Raw genomic sequence first — 20,291 nt, forward strand, 5'->3', positions numbered from 1 at the left:
GTTCTTCAACTGCTTCATACTGACGAACTTTTTTTGTCTTTGCAATTTGGTATTCTTCACGAATCTCATTAACATAAAGTCTAGTTGTACTGTCAGCCACTTTAAGATCTGGATACCTTTCCAATAACCAATCCTTTATTTGTGCAGCGCTCAAATGTGGATACTCCTTTAACCAAGCTATAATCCACTCTTTATACTCATCAAGAATCTTTTTTCTGGTACTCAGTGAATTAGCCCACACTGTCGCCTCTTCAAAAGACATTTCTAAATATTTATACACTGTTGTTCTCGATATCTTTAGTTGCTCAGAAATCTGTAGAATTGAAAACTTTTGTTGAGCCAATTGTTGAATTTCTAGATATAACATTAATTTTTTCACCTTTCGATCCCCCTAATCTTAACTATAAGTATAGATTAGTAGGGTTATTTAGTGTCGAAAAGTGTTCAATCTTGTTTGGCGATAACTGTCCATTCTAGTATAGCGTTTACATCCCTCCGATGCGCTTTACAAAAGGTAAAGTTTTGCAAGCGCAAGGAGAAATATTGAGTTCATTTTTCACAGTATGATATAAATTGTTTTCATACTATAATCAACGAACTAGATAGAGATCTAGAGCGGGCACGATTAGGAAACCTAGTAATTCATGTATCAGTTTACTGCATTTACTTGTGGTACGGTTCGCCTTAACTGATCTAAATGTGGTTTTACTTTTTTTCAATCTTTATCTAATAGCTGTACTATTTGATACGACGTTTTAAGTAATTGTATGGGGGAAACTGCTTACTTTAGTTTAGCGGTTCCACTACAATTGATCGAGCGAGAACTTGTTACCCTACAAATACAGTCCGGCTAGAAAAATGCCCAAAGTTTCTTCATAGATTTCAGTAAACTGAGTGATTGGCAAAGGGTTGATTCCAGAGCCTAACTCGACAGTGAATCCTGGTCTTCGCCAATCTTGAATAAACCAATCCTTGTAGCCGGCGTAGCTTTCAATTGTTTGGACCGGTTCGTAGCCGCTTACTCGGCTAAATTCATTGACCATGGTTTCCGACTCCGGCGGTTCTAATCCTTGATACCCCCAGTAGATGACCTCGCCTTGCGTATGAAACGCGAGCACCCACGCAAAGTCCCTTACTCTCGTTAGGTCTGCCATTGCAATGGCTTCCGGTTCGGAGAGTGGGCGTTCGCCACCATAATCTCGGGGACCTGGGGTTTTCGGATTACGTTCCCGTTCCAAATCCCAATTTGCCGGGAACTGATCGTTCAAATCGACACCTCGAATATTTGCTTTCCATCCAGAGAAATCCGTACTGCCATTGTTCCATTCTACGACCCTCGTTCTCCACGGCTCGGTCTGAGGTGGCCCTTGCTGAACAAGTGTAACTCCGTCAGGATTCACCATTGGGACAATAGACAAGGTGGATTGTTGATACAAAGGGAACGTAGACAAGCCGCGTATCGGAGTTTGATTTGTCAGGGAAAGCAAATAATCATTAAGGAAGGTCATAAGGACGGGTGTTGTAATCCATTCGTTTGCATGGAACGAAGCATTGTAATGAACCCGTTTCGGTCCGGTTCCAAGTTGAATCTCTGGAATGTTCCTTCCTATAACCGAATTCCCGATTGACGTGTTTTGGATAAAGGGATATACAGCTTGAAGCCTTCTCAAGTCATCGACCATCATCCCATAGCTGTACGTCTGCCTTCCGTTGACGAGCCTCCATGTAATGCGCAAAGGGACCCGGATGGTCTGCCCGACTTGCAGGCGGTTTGAATTTAGCGTTGGATTCACAAGTAAAACTGCGTCGAGGGGGACATTTCTTCGCTGTGCAATCAACCATAACGATTCCCCCTGATTGATTTGCACCCCAACCGCCACATATCCCGGAATTCGGATGCGTTGCCCCACCGAGAGAACCTGCAAGTTTACATCACGATTCGAATCTATGATCAATTGAATCGGAATCCTAAATAACTGACTATAATACCAGAGCGAATCTCCCGGTCGCACTGTAATGTTCACACCATTCCTCCTCTTTAGGAAAGTACACAATCGATACTAGTATATGAGGTATGAATGGGGGCTCATGAACAGTTTAAAACAAACTTTAAAAGTAGTTAAAAGTCTATTGATTCTACGCATATTTTTCCGTACAAGGGTTTGCCTGGATGCTGGTGCTACTGCGGAAGTAATGATGGAGGCAATCGGAGTGGCTGCGGTACGGCGGCGGATCCGCAATGAGCCAAGGTGGAGCCATTTGTGAGGATGCATACGAAGACTTTATAGGAACCGTTCACTAACAAGAATACAGCCCCCTAAATCAGGGGGGTCTTCAGCTGATGCTATTCCCACAGAATTTTTAGTGCCTGTGTAACAAACAATCATGATTGTTTAAACTTTCACGATAGTTTCTCGCACAGGTACGCAACACTAGCGTTGCATAGTTTCAAATCGTAACCATATAATACAAAATCCACCAATTTGTAAAAACAAAAAGAAACACTCCACCAAAATACAACATAAAATTTTATTTTTTTGAGGGTTTATTTAGAAAATGTTCCTTAGTAATCGGTGAAACTATCGCTGTATCTTCTCCATATTGAATAGGTATCGGGATACGCTCAGGCAACTTTTGTCTCCCTTTGCTTTTTCTTAAGCGGCGATTACAGTTGGCGACTAACTTAGTTAAGGATTTGTATAAGTAAACCCTCATTAAACGCAGAAAATCCCAAACTGAACGTTGCGGCAGGTGGATCAATCGCATAATTTCAATAAGTGCGAAGGTGATTAAGGTGATATACATCTGATTCCAGATACCTTTAGGTGACTGACTAAATAGATGATGGAGTTTTAAATGCTGCTTAATCCATTTGAAGAAAAGCTCAATGTACCACCGGTTTTTATACGTTTCCAGGATTTCTTCTTCACTTAAATCTAGACGGTTGGTGATTAAGCGGAACGGCGTTCCTTCTGAATCTTTAAATTCGATATAGCGTAAAATCTCCGGCCTTGTTTGAATCGATACTAACTCATTTCTACTGACCATTGGGTGAGTAGGTGTGTAGGATTTTAATGTTTCAACATGGAAAGTTTTGCGAACACGCACAAGAAACTGAATGTTTCTTTGAAGCCATCCACCCATCTTGGTTTTATGAGCATAGCCCCGGTCCATGACATATAACGCGTCATCATCAATTATATAATTTACCGCATCTGAGTCAGCGATATTTCCTGTTGAAGCAATCATCTTCTCAGGAAAAACACTGTCCGAGGAGGCGACAGCAATCCGGATGTGTAGTTTTATACCACTAGAAACTTTAGATATCGCAGTCCAATTGGAAGCACTGTCAGGTAACTTTACGTAGGTTCCATCGATAATACGAATAATACCTACGTTTGTGTTCATGCCAACGGCATGTCGTTGGAGTTTCCAATAACATTTGGTTAGCTGACTTAACAAATCCACTAGGTCATTGGTATCTAACGTAATAAGTCGACGACTAAGTTGAGAATGACTTATGGATTGCAGGTTCAATTCCCGCTGTATGGATTTGTTTGAGCGTATGTTTTCTTCGATTTCCCGATGACTTTCCCACTTACAGATGGTACTTAATACGAATGCTTTGACCAGGGAAAAGTCGGTCAACTTCTTTTCATCATAGTTCACTAAAGGACATGCCAATTTAGTAACTGGCAGCAGCGATAAGTATTGACGAAAGACTAAGTTTTGGTCTATGATTCCCATAGGGAGTCTCCTTTCTGTAAGATAAAACTGGTTTAATCGTCAGTTATTATTTTACAGCAGGAACTCCTTTTTCGCATTATTCAGTCACTGAGAGCGTTTCATATCGTATTCCCAGCAATTTTACAGCTATGCAACGCTAGTGGGTACGCAACACTCAGTGGGTACGCAACACTCGTCTACCCTGTTATCGTTTGATTCATGCAGACCATGTTATCTATCAATAACAAATACTACTTTACTATTTGTTTCACTAATTCCCTGTTACGTGTTTTGAAAATTTCATTATGAGATGAAACCATACCAATTTCATTGGCATCAGGTTGGATAAATTGTTTGGCTTTGTTCACCGCGTTTGCAGCGTCTTGGAAAGCACCTGCTATTAAATTTAGTTTTCCATCATGCTTTAAAATATCCCCCGCTGCGTAAATCCCACCAATTGAAGATTCGCTATTCGCATTCCCTGCAATATAATAATTATCTACAAGTTCGATATTCACATCGCTATTTTTAATGAGTGCTGTATCACGATCATACCCATGATTAATAATCACTTCATCTATTGACACCTTTGTTATTTCTCCTGTTTCATGGTTTTTTAATTCAACGACTTCGATTCTCTCATGATTTACACCAGCGATTAGTTTAGATATCGTCGAGTTCAAAAAACAAGTAGCCGTACTACGAAGTAATTGTCCAACTTGTGCTTCATGCCCTCCTAAAACATCTTTTCTATAAGTTAGATATACTTTTTTGGCAATGGGTTCTAATTCATTTGCCCAATCAATTGCTGAATTTCCTCCGCCTGAAATCATAATCGTTTTTCCTTTGAAGCGTTGTAAAGATTTCACCGTATAATTTAAATTCGATACTTCAAACCTTTCTGCTCCTTCAATCTCCAGCTTTTGTGGATTCAAAATTCCTCCACCCACCGCCATAATAATTGTCTTGGAATAATGTTTGCGCCCCGATTCCGCCAACAATACAAATACGCCATTCTCGTCACGTGTAATCGATTCGACTTTTTCATTCAACACGACTTCAGGATTGAATGTTAAGCCTTGCGTGACAAGTTGATCGATTAAAGCTTCACCCGAAATTGGGATCAATCCCCCAATATCCCAAATCATTTTCTCCGGATATACATGAACTTTCCCACCTAATTGTGGCTGATACTCAATAATTTTTGTTTTCATCTCTCTCAATCCGCTATAAAAAGTTGAATAGAGTCCTGCTGGGCCTCCACCAACAACAATCACATCAAATAAGTCTTGTTCCCCCATATTTGTTCACTCCCATGTAATATAATTTATAACAATTTGCGATTAAATGTTTTGTTGACAATAGAGAAAATCAATTTTATAGTTTTCATTGTACTGATATTGAGAATCATTATCAATTAATACGACAAAGAATCCAAATTTTTTTTCATTACAGACTTTTGATTGACAACTAACAATGATGTATATATCATTGAAAATGATAATCATTCTCAATGAGGGAGGGAGCTAAATTAATGAAAGTAAAACAAAAATTTTCACTTAGTATTCTATTTATTTCAGCAATGTTCCTGCTATTTGCCTGTTCAGGTGATAAATCTATTTCTACCGGAACATCAGATAAAAAAACGGGAGATAATGAAACAACTTCGGAATACCCGTTGGTCATCAAGCATGCTTTTGGCGAAACTATAATTGAAGAAAAGCCTGAACGAATTGCAACGATTGCATGGGGAAACCATGACGTTGCGCTAGCTCTCGGAGTTGTACCTGTAGGCCTTTCAGCGGCGAATTACGGCGTTGAGGATGGCAATGACCTATTACCTTGGACAGCAAACAAGCTCAAGGAACTCGGTGGAGAAAGCCCTATTACTTTCCAGGATACAGACGGACTTGATTTTGAGGCCATTTCAGACGCAAACCCAGATGTAATTCTTGCAGCTTACTCGGGTCTTACGCAAGAAGAATATGACACATTAAGTGAAATCGCACCAGTGGTTGCCTACCAAACAAGCCCTTGGTTAGCTTCATGGCGTGAACAAGTGACATTCAATTCAAAGGGTATGGGAATGGAAGAGGAAGGTAAACAACTCATTGCCGATACAGAGAAATTAATTCAAGATAAAACAAATGAATATCCTGTTCTTAAAGGTAAGAAAGCTGCATTTGTTAGCATATCAGCAACAGATTTATCTAAATTCTACATATATACACCAACAGATTCTCGTGGTGAGTTCCTTGGCGAGTTAGGAATGGAATACCCTGAAACTATTACGAGTCAAATTACTGATCCTAATAGTTTCTATTTGGAGTTAAGTGCTGAAAATGCAGATATACTGAACGATCTTGATCTTTTCGTATCTTACGGAGATGACAATACATTAAAAGCACTGCAAGCTGATCCAATCCTTGGAAAGATTCCAGCAGTTCAAAGAGGGTCTGTTGTCATTATTGGAGATAACACGCCACTTGCGGCAGCCGGAACGCCAAACCCACTTGCAATTGACTATTCAATTGACGAATATTTAACTTTACTTTCAGAAGCTGCTAACAAGGTAAAATAACATGCTCCATACATCTGTCTCAGAAAATAAGCGGCTATATATTCCGAAAAACTTTATAAAAGTCTTTGTACTTTCTACTGTTTTACTCGGTATATGTATACTAGCCTCCCTTGCCTTTGGGTCACGTACAGTCGGATGGGATGAACTAATCGCTGGTTTATTCAACCCTGACGTACAATCTCACGGGGCAAATGTTGTGCGTCAAAGAATTGCTAGAACTGTATTTTGTTTAATGTGCGGTGCCGCATTAGGTGTTTCTGGAGCGCTAATGCAATCAGTTACTCGTAATCCGATTGCGGATCCGAGCATATTAGGTGTAAACACTGGGGCCGCTCTCTTTGTCGTTTGTGGAATTTCCTTTTTAAATATCACGACTGCTAATCAATACATTTGGTTTGCACTAGCGGGAGCAATCATAACTGCCATTTTTGTATTCGGAATTGGTTCTATGGGGAGTGGGGGTGCCACGCCCCTTAAACTTGTTTTGGCAGGGGCAGCTACAAGTGCAGCCTTATCATCACTCGTAATTGCAATAATGATTCCCCGCTCAAACGTTATGGATCAATTTAGATTTTGGCAAGTAGGTAGTGTTGGATCAGGAAACTGGAGCAACATCTCTACATTGATTCCTTTTCTTCTTGTAGGTATACTCATCGCCTTCTGCTCGGCTTCAGCACTGAATGCATTAGCATTAGGCGATGAAGTTGCGAAAAGTTTAGGCATACGTACTGGCACGCTTAGATTGATTGCCGCTTTTGGTGGTGTCCTATTATGTGGGGTAGTAACAGCACTAGCCGGTCCTATTGGCTTTATTGGATTATTGGCCCCCCACGTGATTCGACTCGTTATTGGGCCTGATTTACGATTTATCATACCGATGTCAGCCCTTTCAGGTGCAATTATTTTAACGATAGCAGATGTGTGCGGTAGGCTTATCGGCAGTCCGGGTGAGCTTGAAGTTGGTATAGTAACGGCATTTATTGGGGCTCCTATATTAATCTTACTAACGATGAAAGCGAAGATGCGTACATTATGATAAACGAATCAATGAATCTTATTATAGTTGGCAGAACAAAGAGACGTCGTCGTTTTATACTCGTAACTTCCTTACTTGCAATCATTGCATTCGCTCTTTGCTGCACTATGCTTATGCTAGGCAACACAATTTATCCCGTTCAAGATGTCATACGTGCACTGCTGGGTGAACAAGTAAAAGGCGCATCATTTGCAGTGCAGACCATCCGTTTCCCACGAATGGTGGCAGGCGTTTTTGCCGGATTCGCTTTCGGAGTAGCCGGTACAGTATTCCAGACAATGTTGCGAAACCCTTTGGCAAACCCTAATGTCATCGGAATTACAGCCGGCTCAAGTGCAGCCGCTGTTTTTTGCATCATTATTCTTCAGGCAAGCAATTTAGTTGTTTCAATTGCTTCTGTTGTTGGTGGACTTGCTACAGTCATTGTTATTTTTCTATTATCAAAAGGGACTTCTTTTTCAATCGGGAGATTAATCTTAGTTGGAATTGGTATTCAAGCAATATTGAACGCTGTCATATCCTATTTACTACTGATTGGTCAAAAACAGGATATTCCTACTGCAATGAGATGGCTTAGTGGGAGTCTAAATGGCGCTAAAATGGAGAATCTTTTCCCTTTAATCCTGACAGTTTTTATCTTCGCACCTGTCATCATCTTCCTCGGGAAACGATTGGATATGTTGGAACTAGGGGAGCAGGCTGCGACTTCACTTGGAATTGATACAGATAAGACAAGACTTGTACTTATTATTAGTTCAGTCCTAATCATAGCGTTAGCTACCTCTACAACTGGACCCATTGCATTTGTCGCATTCCTTTCTGGACCTATCGCAAAAAGATTAATTGGTGCAGGGTTTTCAAACATTATTCCTGCGGGTCTTGTTGGCATCGTTTTAGTCCTAGGATCAGATCTGATTGGTCAATTCTCATTCGTTGCGAGATACCCTGCAGGTGTCATCACAGGCATTCTAGGTGCTCCCTACTTGATCTACTTGTTAATCCGAATGAATCAAAAAGGAGATTTGTAATGATGCAGGTACATACTTTTCAAGCTGAGCAAGTCGTTTCCGGCTATGATCATAAAACCATTGTCCATGGCGTAAATCTTTTGATTCCGAGCAATAAAATCAGCGTCATTATTGGCCCAAACGGCTGCGGAAAGTCTACGCTTCTTAAAACATTGGCAAGACTTATCAAACCGACATCCGGAAAAATTACACTGGATGGAAAACCTCTCAGCAAAATTCCGCCGAAACAATTGGCTCGTGTTTTAGGGCTTCTTCCGCAATCCCCCATTGTTCCAGAAGGAATATCGGTCGCAGATTTGGTTGGCCGAGGAAGGTACCCTTACCAATCCATGTTCTCCGGTTGGACAAAAAAGGATTATGAAGCCGTTGCCGAAGCGATGGATATTATGGACATTACCGAATTTGCAAACCAAAATATTGACGAGCTATCTGGCGGACAAAGACAGCGCGTCTGGATTGCAATGGCATTGGCGCAGCAAACCGACATTCTATTTCTTGATGAACCGACTACTTTTTTGGATATTACGTATCAAATTGAAATCCTTGACTTGTTGACTGATCTTAACCGTAAACGCGGAACAACGATTGTAATGGTCCTTCATGATATCAACTTGTCTGCACGTTACGCAGACCATATTTTTGCCCTTCGTCAAGGTAAATTAGTTGCAGAAGGTAAGCCTTCTCAGGTCATTAAAAGTGAATTGATTAAAGACATTTTCGGACTTCGTTGCACAGTGATAAAAGATCCGATTTCGGGTTCTCCCTCTGTAGTACCAATAGGAAGATATCATGTTAACAGTTAATGTAAGTCGCAGAAATCCATCCTCCCACTGGGGGAAGGACTTTCTGCGCCCTATACACGATTAATAGCAAAATTTCGCAGTTACTTATGGTACGGTTCACCCTTCATAATCCGAAATGCCCGATATACTTGCTCTAACAAAATCAGCTTCATAAGTTGATGTGGAAAAGTCATTTTCGAGAAGGATAACAACTCATCTGCTCTTTTCAAGACACTATCATGAAGTCCTAATGATCCACCAATGATGAATGTCACCTTACTCCGCCCGTAAGTCATTAATGACTCCAAACTTGCCGCTAGCTCCTCTGATGTTTTCATCTTTCCACCAATTTCAAGCGCAATTACATAGTCACTCGCACCCGTTTTTGCTAAGATGCGTTCGGCCTCTTTTTTCTTGACAATTTCCATATCTGCCTCACTTAATGATTCCGGTGCTTTTTCATCGGCAACTTCAACAATATTCATTTTTGCATAAGGCTGAAGTCGTTTCGTGAATTCATCGATTCCCATTTTCAAGTATTTTTCTTTTAATTTTCCTACTGTTACAATTGTAATATTCACAGGTTGTCCACTCTTTTCTAAATGTTATTAACAGAACTTATGCACATATCCACAGGTGTTATCTACATGTTGTGTCCGACTATTTGTTCTCTACAAGATACAATGCCGCCTGTTCACAGTAGGAACACTTTGTGGATAACTTTTTATTTTCATCCAAGGCTTCCATAATTGGAAACTTTTCTTCTTCCGCTATAAAAACGTCTAATGCATGATTGATGTGGGTTTCACAGCTATATAAAATCAATTAATTACCTACTTTCTCATTATTATTACTGGAAAAACTTATTCACATATTTTTCTCTTTATCCACAATTGCTAGAATTGAAAGAAAACGAGGTGGATTGGCAGTCATTTCGCTATTTCATCCTCTGTGGATAACTTTTCTGATTACATATTTATTACTTTTGTTGTTAAAATGAATTTCCATCCTTCAATATCATTTCTACTTCTACCAATTCGTTGCCCCTATAAACTTTCATTTTCATTGTATCGCCAATTTCTTTTACATTATATAGGTGTTTTCGTAGCTCAACCATGTCAGTTATTTTATTCCCGTCCATTTCTACAATTACATCATATTGTTGAGCACCTGCTAATTCCGCTGGAGAATTACGTATTACCTCATTAACAACGACACCTTCAGTTACATCTTGCGGAAGATTTAAAAAGTTTCTCTGTTGCTGTGCAGGTATTGTCGATAAATCAAGTAAACTTACCCCCATCGTTGGTCGATGAACTTCACCAAACTTCTCCAGTTTCTCTATGATTGGGACAGCTAGGTTCATTGGAATCGCAAGACCCATTCCTTCGACTGTATCTTGTGAGATTTTCATGGAGTTGATGCCTACGAGTTGTCCAGCAAGATTCATCAATGCTCCGCCTGAATTTCCAGGGTTAATCGCTGCATCTGTCTGTAATACATCTGCATACCAATCCACTACACCGTCATTGTTAAAGTCAATGGGAATTGAACGATCTTTACCTGAGATGACACCGGCCGTGACCGATCCTGAGAAGCCTAGACCAAGTGGGTTTCCGATTGCTATAACCATTTCTCCTCGCTTCAATGTATCAGAATCTCCAAATTCAGCGGTCGCTTTCACTTGAGATGCATTTATTTCGATGACTGCAAGATCTGTCCAAATATCACTTCCAATTAAACGACCTTCTGTTTTTGTTCCATCATCAAATGTAATATCAATTTCTTCAGCGCCTTCAACAACATGGTGATTGGAAACGATATACGCTTTTTCGCCCTCTGTTTTATAGATAACACCTGAACCAGTCCCGGTTTCTTTTGTCATTTCAGAGGAAGACCAAATATCACGTACGCGTTGTAAATTCGTAACACCAACTACTGAATCCGCTACCTTTTCGACAAGGTCTGTCACATCCGTATGAATATCGATTGACACGCGTTCTGTTTGAGTAGCGTTACTTTCAGGTGCGATAAGTTGATCGGTTGCAGTAGATTTGTCATTCACTATATACCAGACCGTTAGTGATGCAACAATTCCACACAACAGACCTATGAAGAAAATCCCCTTTCGTTTGGGCCTTGACCGGACTTGTTGCACTTTTTCTACACGTTCCAGTTCAATTGGATTTCTACGTTCTTGAGAATCAAATTCATCCAAATGTCTCACCCTTTCAAAATAAACTCTATTCTAATCCATTCCCATAATGCCATATGAAAAAACCTTACCCGTAGGCAAGGTTTTAATTCATTTAAACTGTTACAAGCTCGGTTGGTTGATCGGGGTCTGTATCATAGAGGTGAAGATACTCACCCGTAATAATCCCACATGTTTCTAACGTCTGTGTCACGCTCATTCTTGCGAGATCTTTCATATTATTATCTTTACTTAAATGAGAAAGATAAATCTTCGTCTCTTTCTCCGCAACGACTTCGCTCATGGCAACTGCGGCATCTTCATTCGACACATGCCCCACATCACTAAGTATTCTTCGTTTAACAGACCAAGGGTATCTACCCATTTGCAACATGCTGACGTCATGATTGCTTTCAAAAACATAAGCATCCGCACTTGAAATAATACCTTTCATCCGATCGCTTACATACCCCGTATCTGTAATGATGACAAGCTTTCTACCATTTTGATGGAACGTGTAAAACATAGGGTCCACTGAATCGTGGGAAACAGCGAAGGACTCTACGTCTAATTGGCCAAAAGATTGGACTGTTTCCATATCAAATTGAAATCGTTGTTCAAGCGGAATTTTACCAATCGATCCTTCCATTGCTTGCCAAGTCTTTTTATTTGCATAGATGGGAAGGTCGTATTTTCTAGCAATTACACCGAGTCCTTTTATATGGTCTCCATGTTCGTGCGTAACAAATATTCCATCTAACTTTTTCATCGAACGATCTATATCTGAAAATAAACTTTCCAACTTCTTACCACTTAAGCCCGCATCTACAAGAAAGGCGTGTTCATCATTTTCTATATAGATTGCATTTCCACTACTTCCACTTGCGAGCACACTAAAACGCATTTTAAAAACTCCTTATTCATCGTCAAGTTCTATAGGTTCGTCTTGAAATTCGATAATCAATCCTTCAATTGCATTGACGAAGTAATCTTCCTTTTCTCCATCACTTAATTCTACACGAATATGCCAAGTTGGAGCAAATGCTTGCCTTTTTGTTAAGGGGACAAGCGTTGAATAACCAAGCGACATACTTATTATCTTTGAGTCTGGTTTTACGTAGTTTCTGAGATTCAATGTGTTAATGGCTTGAAGCGGAGGAAGAAGATCCTTTTTCCAATTGTATTTCACAAACTCTCCAAACATGCGCTGTTCATAATTCGTTACTTCAAAACGATCATTCCATCTAATTGTTAACATCGCATTGTGGTTGTAATAGATTGGATTTTTATTGACAGTTTGGAAAAACAAAGCTTCTTGGTTTTCCTCATCAACTTTCCATATTCCATATTCTTTTCCATTGAAAACATACTCTTCTAGAAACACATCGAACGTATAATCACCTTTTAAGTTACGTATGGAAACGGGTTCTTCCATTGTCGATATAAGTTGTGTACTATCGACGATGGAAATTACTTGATTCTTCAGGTGACTAACTTCACCAGTTGTAAAAGTTGCAACTTCTGCAGACACATAAAAAGAATCCTCATTATAATCTGGCAGTTCCCCATATCTAATGTTATCCAATCTCAAGGAATCCTCAATTGATATTTTACCTTGCGCTTGAACATTTTGTGTTTCAGTAACTCGTGTTACATAAAGCGAATATAGAAATACATTTAAAATTGAAAAGACAACTATGAAAATCGTCTTCGTCTTATTCCAATCCAATCGCTTCACCTCCCAGATGCTTAGGTGAATAAGGAATCCACTTACCGTTTATTAAATAAAACCAACTGGGTTCTAGAATGAGCAGTCGTTGTTCTGCACTGATTCCCATATCGTAGCTCATTAAATACCCTAATGAAATTTCTTCAACTGTGTCGATATCGACCACCATTGATTGCTCTAGTGTATTCGCTACTTCCACACCAGAAGGAAGATTGACTACTCTTGTTTCTGAATGAAGTGTTAGGTCAAGCGTATAATAAGGTCTAACGTAACGGAAAATTCGATCGCTTCCCCATGTCTGTTCAATTTCCGTAGATGTCACGTTACTATAAACTGGCAATCCATTGACGAATAATTGGAATTTGACGTTGCGTGTTTCTGGATTGCTCGAAATAAATCTATATTCGTCAGTCCAACCACCATGTTCATTCAAAAATCCAATTGTTTTTTTAAGTAACTCTGAGGGTATTGCTATCTCTTCACTCTCAGCAACTGGATGGATAAATGTCAATAATTTCATCATCGGGTCAATACGCATAATCGCGTGGTCGTCTTGATATTCTTCCCGCGTAGATGTAACTTGACCTCTCCGCACTGCATTTGGATCCCTAAATAGAGCATCTCTGAAACGAATTGGTAGAATCCCATCTTCGTAGTAAATGTTTCGAACAAGATCGACTTGATTTGTTGGTACAGCAATGAACTTATTACTCTCAGGACGTACCTCAACAAAATCCTCATATCCCTTTGCCCTTATTAACATCTCTCGATTAAAACTTTGAAAATCACTAATTTTAACCTCTCCCGAATAGTGAACACCCGCCGCTTTACTAATGAAATGAATTTGCAAAGATTTGTTGTCTTGATTCCACTCAACAATTAATCTGTCAAATGACCCTTCTGGAAACTGAACTTCTTCCACACCCAATATAGACTGGTAAGTAGGCAAGGGAACTTCTCCGTGAAAAAACAATGTAAAATGATTGGGTTGTCTGAGAACGGTATTTAATTTCTTTTCGGTCAACTTCGTGTCGACAAGTCTTACGTTAGTGATTGTCCACTCTTGTATATGCCCGATGATATGGTCAACCTCTTCTGACTCAAAGGTCCCTAGAAGTCCTTCTTCAAAGTGAAATAGTGCTTTGTAAGGTTTTATAATCTTATCGATTTCCCTTTTCTCTGCAATGGACACATCGACTGTTGGAGATTCTTCAATCGTTTCATATTTAGGCGAATACGTCCAAATAGAGAACGTTAGCGTCACACTCAGAATAATGAGTAGCACTAAAATCACTGATTTTACTGGCTCAATGTATTTCAATCCCACTCACCATCCTCTTGAGGTTCAAACGGCAATGTAAAGAAGATTGTTGTACCTTTTCCTTCTTCACTTTCTGCCCATATTTCCCCACCATGTGCTTCTATCATTTCCCTAGCAATTGCCAAACCAAGACCAGTCCCACCCATTGCACGAGACCTAGCTCTGTCAGCCCTGTAGAATCGATCGAAAATCCGATTCACATTTTCCTTAGGTATTCCCATGCCATCATCGGAAATGGAGACTTGAATATGATTTTCATGAATTAAAACAGAGAAACCTACTTCCCCACCGTCTGGGGAATACTTTAATGCATTCGATATAATATTATCAATAACTTGTGTCATTTTGTCAGGGTCAATTTCCACAAAGATTTCTGTAAGTGGTAACATACGCTTGAAATGCACATCTTGAGATTTTGAAAACTCAAATCGTTCAATAATTAGATTAAAGAAGTAGTTGAAATCTACCCATTCTTTATTTAAATCATAATCCCTACTATCCATTCTTGATAACTTCAGCAAGTCATTAACGAGTCTTATCATCCGCTCGGTCTCAGTCTGCGTTACATGAAGGAAGGAGGGAGCTATTTCGGCATCTCGCCAAGCGCCATCAGCCAATGCTTCCAAATAGCTTCGCATCGTCGTTAAAGGTGTACGAAGTTCATGCGATACGTTTGACACAAACTCACGACGTTCCATATCAATTCTTTCCTGCTCAGTATTATCATGCAATACGGCAATAAGTCCATTTACAAAACCGGTTTCCTTCTGAGTAACCGAAAAACTGGCACGTAAAATATAAGAACGTTCTCCAGAACTAAAATCCAGTGTTAATGAATCTTTCATTTGAACAAGATCTTCGAAAGTATATTCCTGTTCTACGCCTAGAATTGAGGAAATTGGACGATTGATCACAGTGTCTTGCGTCATTTTGAGCATGCTTAACGCCGTATCATTAATGAGAATGACACGCCCTTTTCTATCAGCTGAAATGACACCATCCGTCATATTTGCAAGTACGGAAGCTAATTTTCTTCGTTCACCTTCTGTTGTGGCTTGTGATTCTTGAAGGCGATTCGTCAAATGGTTAAAGGCAATCGCAAGCTGCCCCATTTCATCGTTCCCATACACGCGTACCTTTCTAGAAAAGTTCCCTTTCGCCATCGCGTACGCTTGACGTCTCATGTCTGATATTGGTCTGGTCATTGTCTGAGCAATAAAAATCCCTATAATAATTGTTATTGTCAAAGAAACTGCGGTTCCTCCGGCAAGTATTTGATTGATTTCATCCATTTGTTTGAACACTTTTTCAATATTCGATTCGACGTAAAGAGTCCCAATTACCTCTTTCCCTGAGACAATAGGCATCGTTTGAACAAATACACGTGTTCTTGATTTCTGATCTAGCTTAATGTTCTCAGAGGGTGACTCTAATGTAATTGTTCTTCGTATGATATCGTCCATTGACTTTTGTCCAACAATTGACTGGTTATCCAATGACGTTGCAAGAATTAGATAGCGTGAATTGATCACTCGAATTTCATTGATATCTCCTAATGTAAAACCCGATAGCACGGCCTTCAGACTCTCGTCGAGTGTTGGATCTTCTGCTGACCGTTCTTTTATCATTTCTTCTCTCACGCTAAACTCGACTAGGTTCATTCGGTCGACAATCGACGTCGTAAAATTTGTTTTGAGTGTATCTTCAAGCTCCCTTGCAAAGTAAAGACCAATAATTTGCATAGCCATTAAGATTAAAAGAACATAGATCAGTACAAATTTAACGTGGATCGAACGAAAAATACCAACCTTTTGCATAGTTGTTACTCCTGTTCCGGATCACGTAAATAGTAACCAACGCCACGCCTTGTCACAATCCATCCTGGATGACTCGGATTGTCCTCGATTTTTTCACGCAATCTTCTAATTGTTACATCGACCGTACGTACATCTCCGAAGTAATCATATCCCCAAACCGTTTGCAGCAAGTGCTCACGAGTCATGACTTGTCCAATATGTTTGGATAGATAGTGAAGTAGCTCAAACTCTCGATGTGTCAGTTCAATTGTTTTATCTCTTTTCAAAACAAGATACGCATCCGGTTGGATAATCAAATGCCCTACAGTAATATCGTTGGATTCATTTTCCTCTTCTTCAGACGCCGATTTCATATGCCTACGTAGATTTGCTTTAACCCGGGCAATCAACTCGCGTGTTCCAAATGGTTTGGTAACATAATCATCCGCTCCTAATTCCAACCCGAGAACTTTGTCAATCTCCGAATCTTTTGCTGTCAACATAATAATAGGAAAGTCATATTTCTTCCTAACTTCACGACAAACTTCCATTCCATCACGTTTAGGTAGCATAATGTCAAGCAACATTAAGTCTGGTTTTACTTCCTCTACCTTTTCTAACGCTTCTTCACCATCATAAGCACAGTGCACGATAAATCCTTCTTTTTTCAAATTAAATTCCAATATATCAGCAATTGGTTTTTCATCATCTACAACAAGAATTGTTTTATTTTGCATCGTCAAATCCCTACCCTTCAATCCGCATAGCGGTCTCTTATATTCTTTTAACTTTATCACTCTTTTTAAGGATTCGCACGTTCTAACAGGTTCTACCCTATGTATTCCCCAGGAAATACATAAAGGCATAAAAAAAAGACGGTACATATTGCACCGTCTCGAACTTTATCTATTCAACACACTTAATGGATTTATAAGTGCTCCATTTTTCCTAACTTCAAAATGAAGATGGACCCCTGTAGAATGTCCTGTAGAACCCATTACGCCTATCTTAGCGCCTTGAGCGACAGTTTGTCCTACTCGAACATTAATAGACGACATATGGGCGTATAACGTCTCGTACCCGTTGTTATGTGTGATGACAACTCTATTGCCAAAGCCTCCACTATAACCGGCAGATGTTACAACACCATTATCCGATGCTTTAATTGTACGATCAGATGGTCGCGCAATATCAATGCCATTGTGTGATCTACCCCAGCGAGGTCCCATTTTACTAGAAATGTATCCCCCGACTGCTGGCCATGCAAATGCGCCTGTCCCTCTTGAAGGAGTTACTTTCGTTCCAACAACGGTAATTTGAGTTGTCGGTTCCTTTGTTACTTTTTCTTCAAGTATAGATTTACCAACAGTTTCACCATTTTTCTTGCGGATAAGTTCCGTTATTTCTTTCTCGCCATCTGAACCTTCTTGTGTTACTTTATTTTCTCCTTTAAATATGGAGCTATCTTTTTCGGCAATTTTTTCGAACTGTATTGTTTGTATCTTTTTAGTTTCATAGTGAACTTCAACATCCAAAAATGATTGTACTAACGTTACGTTAAATTCATCACCTACTTGAAGGATTGTTTCTTGGGTAATGCCTGGATTTAGTGAAAGTAGTTGCTCAGTTGTCATATTATGAGTACTTGCAATTTTACCGATGTGATCTCCAGCTTGAACCAAATACTGCTTATCTTCAAGAGTTCCTTTACCAAGAAAAGTTATTGCCTCATCAACTGTCAATATATCTGTTGGAGGTGCTTGTCCTTCTACTGGTTCAACTTCTTCGCTAAATAGTATTTCGACTAGACGTGTTTCATTTTCTACTAGTGGGGGTAAAGAGTCAGTAGATGCTTTTTGAGTCTCATATGTTTGGAGCTCTTCTTCGGTCACGCTCTTTAATTTTAATTGACGTAAAACATCATCGTAGTCGGTCATGTTGTTCACATAAAGTACTTGTTCACCACCGATATTCATACCGATTGCTTTCGCTTCAACGACTAGTGATTCTTCAAGTTTCTCTACTACTAGATCGTCATTGTGCCCTGTTGTAAATACACGTTCTGGAATTATCGACAAATCCGTACCTATTGTAAGTGTATAGTCTACATACTCGGTTTTAGCTTCATTTAGTTTTTCTTCTTTTAATTGTTCAAGCGTGGACTCATCTGATAACGCACCAATGTATTCTCCATTCGAATAGACATGGTAGATAGTTAATAGATCCGTATCACTGCTCGCAATACCACTCTTTGTACTAAATCCAACTAGTAAAATTGTAAGAAACAAAACTTTTTGGATTCGTTGATATAAATGTTTCCTAGAGGTAGACTTTATTTGATTTTTCATTTCTATTCGATCTGACATATTTTGAAACTCCTTCCGTCTTCCTAATGAAGAAGACTAACTTAAGGATAATTAAGTATCCGTAAATTTTTCACGCTCCTATAAGTTATCATATCCTTCCCTAACATTGTAGTATTCTAGCCGTTTGTAACATGAATGTATAATAGCATCCATTTACTATCATTTATTCCTATATAATTCCATTATCTTCTTATAAAACTATGAATTGTATCTCTTTCTCTTCTAATACTTCACTATTTTTGAGTGTTTATACATTTTGCATCCTCTTTTTTTGTCTTTTTTGTCATATTGTCGTTTTGCGTCTATTGAATTTCGAGTAATTTCGATACAAAAATGCCTCATTACCCATATTTTTTTGGGTGATGAGGCATTTTTGTTAATAGGCTGGTGCTTCGTGTTGACTCCAGTCAACGTTAACGAACTTATTATACTCTTTTGCAAAAGCAAGTGTTACTGTCCCAGTTGGACCATTACGTTGTTTTGCTATAATAATTTCAATCATATTTTCGTTCTCTGTTTCTTTATCATAATAGTCTTCTCGATATAGGAATGAGACAATGTCCGCATCCTGCTCAATACTTCCAGACTCTCTTAAGTCAGACATCATTGGACGCTTATCCTGTCGTTGCTCTACACCACGAGATAGCTGGGAGAGGGCAATGACTGGAAGTTTAAGTTCCCTAGCAAGTCCTTTTAATGATCGGGAGATTTCAGATACTTCTTGTTGACGGTTATCATTTGATCCGCCACTTCCTTGAATTAACTGTAAGTAATCGATGATAATCATTCCAAGTCCGTGTTCTTGTTGAAGACGTCGACATTTCGAGCGAATTTCATTTACACGAATACCGGAAGAGTCATCTATAAAAATTCCTGCGTGTGAAAGACTTCCCATCGCCATCGTCAATTTACGCCAGTCTTCAGCTTGAAGTGCCCCTGTTCGAAGTACTTGCGCATCTATATTTCCTTCTGCACAAAGCATTCGCATAACAAGTTGTTCCGCCCCCATTTCAAGACTGAATATCGCAACGTTCGTATCTGTCTTAGTTGCCACGTTTTGTGCCACATTCAAAGCAAATGCTGTTTTACCAACAGATGGCCTTGCTGCAACAATTATTAAATCATTTGGTTGGAAACCCGCTGTAATTTTATCAAGGTCTCTAAAGCCAGTTGGCACACCTGTTACGTCACCTTTTTGTGTATGAAGAAGTTCAATATTATCATAAGTTTCTACTAAGACATCTTTAATATGTCTGAAATCGCCAGCATTTTTACGATTGGCAACTTCCATCATCTTCTTTTCAGCTTCAGAAAGAAGGGCTTCGACCTCATCCTCACGCGTATAGCCATCTTCAACAATTGTTGTTGCTACCCGAATAAGGCGTCTTAGAAGAGATTTCTCTTCAACAATCTTTGCATAGTGAATAATATTTGCAGCTGTAGGTACCGAATTGGCTATTTCTGTTAAATATGAAATGCCGCCAACGTCTTCCAATTCCTTTTTAGCTGAAAGTTCTTCAGTGACTGTTACAACGTCAATCGCCTGTCCTTTATCGCTTAGCAAAATCATTGTATTAAAAATCTTTTTATGAGCAGTTCTGTAAAAATCATCTGGAATTAGAACTTCTGCCGCAGTGATTAACGCTAGCGGTTCAAGGAAGATGGCTCCAATAACCGATTGTTCCGCTTCGTTATTATGAGGTGGGACACGATCGATCATCTGACTCATCTC

Annotated in this window: 18 protein-coding genes; 4 read left to right on the forward strand and 14 right to left on the reverse strand. The window is 39.4% G+C overall.

The genetic code is table 11. From position 1 onward, the window contains the following. The 4 genes from ACXYMX_RS13755 to ACXYMX_RS13770 all read right to left on the reverse strand — a co-directional run. Positions 1-379, reverse strand: a 379-nt coding sequence (locus tag ACXYMX_RS13755) for a helix-turn-helix domain-containing protein (RefSeq protein ID WP_459044823.1), incomplete at its 3' end; no start/stop codon positions are given. 454 nt (positions 380-833) lie between these two features. After that, the gene (locus ACXYMX_RS13760) at positions 834-2,024 is read right to left on the reverse strand and encodes a M14 family metallopeptidase (RefSeq protein WP_459044824.1); all 1,191 of its coding nucleotides are present in this window, start codon (positions 2,022-2,024) and stop codon (positions 834-836) included. Between the two features lie 505 nt (positions 2,025-2,529). Next, entirely contained in the window at positions 2,530-3,747 is a 1,218-nt protein-coding gene (locus tag ACXYMX_RS13765; protein WP_459044825.1) for an IS4 family transposase, read from the reverse strand. A gap of 230 nt (positions 3,748-3,977) precedes the next feature. After that, positions 3,978-5,027 carry an NAD(P)/FAD-dependent oxidoreductase gene (locus ACXYMX_RS13770; RefSeq protein WP_459044826.1) on the reverse strand — a complete coding sequence of 350 codons (1,050 nt, stop codon included), beginning with the start codon at positions 5,025-5,027 and terminating at the stop codon, positions 3,978-3,980. A gap of 233 nt (positions 5,028-5,260) precedes the next feature. Between ACXYMX_RS13770 and ACXYMX_RS13775 the strand changes: the two genes are divergently transcribed. From ACXYMX_RS13775 to ACXYMX_RS13790, 4 genes are read left to right on the forward strand one after another with little or no spacing between them, the layout of a single operon-like run. Continuing rightward, entirely contained in the window at positions 5,261-6,307 is a 1,047-nt protein-coding gene (locus ACXYMX_RS13775) for an iron-siderophore ABC transporter substrate-binding protein (RefSeq protein WP_459044827.1), read from the forward strand. Position 6,308: 1 nt separating this feature from the next. After that, complete coding sequence (locus ACXYMX_RS13780) at positions 6,309-7,343, forward strand: FecCD family ABC transporter permease (protein WP_459044828.1); 1,035 nt, start codon at positions 6,309-6,311, stop codon at positions 7,341-7,343. Next, entirely contained in the window at positions 7,340-8,371 is a 1,032-nt protein-coding gene (locus tag ACXYMX_RS13785; protein WP_459044829.1) for a FecCD family ABC transporter permease, read from the forward strand. The genes ACXYMX_RS13780 and ACXYMX_RS13785 overlap by 4 nt, the downstream gene beginning before the upstream one ends. Beyond that, positions 8,371-9,174, forward strand: coding sequence for an ABC transporter ATP-binding protein (locus ACXYMX_RS13790; RefSeq protein ID WP_459044830.1), 804 nt, complete (start codon positions 8,371-8,373; stop codon positions 9,172-9,174). The genes ACXYMX_RS13785 and ACXYMX_RS13790 overlap by 1 nt, the downstream gene beginning before the upstream one ends. An 80-nt stretch (positions 9,175-9,254) precedes the next feature. On the opposite strand, the gene rlmH is transcribed toward ACXYMX_RS13790, so the two are convergent. The 10 genes from rlmH to dnaB form a co-directional block, all read right to left on the reverse strand. Then, positions 9,255-9,734, reverse strand: a complete 480-nt coding sequence (gene rlmH / locus ACXYMX_RS13795; RefSeq protein WP_459044831.1) for a 23S rRNA (pseudouridine(1915)-N(3))-methyltransferase RlmH — start codon at positions 9,732-9,734, stop codon at positions 9,255-9,257. Positions 9,735-9,813: 79 nt separating this feature from the next. Continuing rightward, positions 9,814-9,978, reverse strand: a complete 165-nt coding sequence (locus tag ACXYMX_RS13800) for a CxxH/CxxC protein (protein ID WP_459044832.1) — start codon at positions 9,976-9,978, stop codon at positions 9,814-9,816. A 166-nt stretch (positions 9,979-10,144) separates the two neighbouring features. Beyond that, complete coding sequence (locus ACXYMX_RS13805; protein WP_459044833.1) at positions 10,145-11,371, reverse strand: S1C family serine protease; 1,227 nt, start codon at positions 11,369-11,371, stop codon at positions 10,145-10,147. 91 nt (positions 11,372-11,462) lie between these two features. Beyond that, positions 11,463-12,251, reverse strand: a complete 789-nt coding sequence (locus ACXYMX_RS13810) for an MBL fold metallo-hydrolase (RefSeq protein ID WP_459044834.1) — start codon at positions 12,249-12,251, stop codon at positions 11,463-11,465. A gap of 12 nt (positions 12,252-12,263) precedes the next feature. Then, on the reverse strand, positions 12,264-13,076 hold the full coding sequence (locus tag ACXYMX_RS13815) for a two-component system regulatory protein YycI (RefSeq protein ID WP_459044835.1): 813 nt from the start codon (positions 13,074-13,076) through the stop codon (positions 12,264-12,266). Next, the gene (locus tag ACXYMX_RS13820) at positions 13,063-14,403 is read right to left on the reverse strand and encodes a YycH family regulatory protein (RefSeq protein ID WP_459044836.1); all 1,341 of its coding nucleotides are present in this window, start codon (positions 14,401-14,403) and stop codon (positions 13,063-13,065) included. Before ACXYMX_RS13820 ends, ACXYMX_RS13815 begins: the two co-directional genes overlap by 14 nt. Continuing rightward, positions 14,394-16,214 (reverse strand): cell wall metabolism sensor histidine kinase WalK, encoded by a 1,821-nt coding sequence (gene walK, locus ACXYMX_RS13825; RefSeq protein ID WP_459044837.1) that lies wholly within the window; start codon positions 16,212-16,214, stop codon positions 14,394-14,396. The genes ACXYMX_RS13820 and walK overlap by 10 nt, the downstream gene beginning before the upstream one ends. 5 nt (positions 16,215-16,219) lie before the next feature. After that, the gene (yycF, locus tag ACXYMX_RS13830) at positions 16,220-16,930 is read right to left on the reverse strand and encodes a response regulator YycF (protein ID WP_459044838.1); all 711 of its coding nucleotides are present in this window, start codon (positions 16,928-16,930) and stop codon (positions 16,220-16,222) included. A 165-nt stretch (positions 16,931-17,095) separates the two neighbouring features. Then, positions 17,096-18,559: a peptidoglycan DD-metalloendopeptidase family protein gene (locus ACXYMX_RS13835; protein ID WP_459044839.1), complete on the reverse strand. Its 1,464-nt coding sequence runs from the start codon at positions 18,557-18,559 to the stop codon at positions 17,096-17,098. Between the two features lie 376 nt (positions 18,560-18,935). Further along, positions 18,936-20,288, reverse strand: coding sequence for a replicative DNA helicase (gene dnaB, locus ACXYMX_RS13840; RefSeq protein WP_459044840.1), 1,353 nt, complete (start codon positions 20,286-20,288; stop codon positions 18,936-18,938). Between the last annotated feature and the right edge of the window lie 3 nt (positions 20,289-20,291).

The organism is Sporosarcina sp. CAU 1771, from assembly GCF_054482775.1.

Coding starts and splice junctions, on each gene's coding strand:
- ACXYMX_RS13765 (WP_459044825.1), bottom strand. CDS start 3,747: ATGGGAATCATAGACCAAAACTTAGTCTTTCGTCAATACTTATCGCTG.
- walK (WP_459044837.1), bottom strand. CDS start 16,214: ATGCAAAAGGTTGGTATTTTTCGTTCGATCCACGTTAAATTTGTACTG.
- ACXYMX_RS13785 (WP_459044829.1), top strand. CDS start 7,340: ATGATAAACGAATCAATGAATCTTATTATAGTTGGCAGAACAAAGAGA.
- ACXYMX_RS13780 (WP_459044828.1), top strand. CDS start 6,309: ATGCTCCATACATCTGTCTCAGAAAATAAGCGGCTATATATTCCGAAA.
- ACXYMX_RS13835 (WP_459044839.1), bottom strand. CDS start 18,559: ATGTCAGATCGAATAGAAATGAAAAATCAAATAAAGTCTACCTCTAGG.
- ACXYMX_RS13770 (WP_459044826.1), bottom strand. CDS start 5,027: ATGGGGGAACAAGACTTATTTGATGTGATTGTTGTTGGTGGAGGCCCA.
- ACXYMX_RS13775 (WP_459044827.1), top strand. CDS start 5,261: ATGAAAGTAAAACAAAAATTTTCACTTAGTATTCTATTTATTTCAGCA.
- dnaB (WP_459044840.1), bottom strand. CDS start 20,288: ATGAGTCAGATGATCGATCGTGTCCCACCTCATAATAACGAAGCGGAA.
- ACXYMX_RS13790 (WP_459044830.1), top strand. CDS start 8,371: ATGATGCAGGTACATACTTTTCAAGCTGAGCAAGTCGTTTCCGGCTAT.
- yycF (WP_459044838.1), bottom strand. CDS start 16,930: ATGCAAAATAAAACAATTCTTGTTGTAGATGATGAAAAACCAATTGCT.
- ACXYMX_RS13810 (WP_459044834.1), bottom strand. CDS start 12,251: ATGCGTTTTAGTGTGCTCGCAAGTGGAAGTAGTGGAAATGCAATCTAT.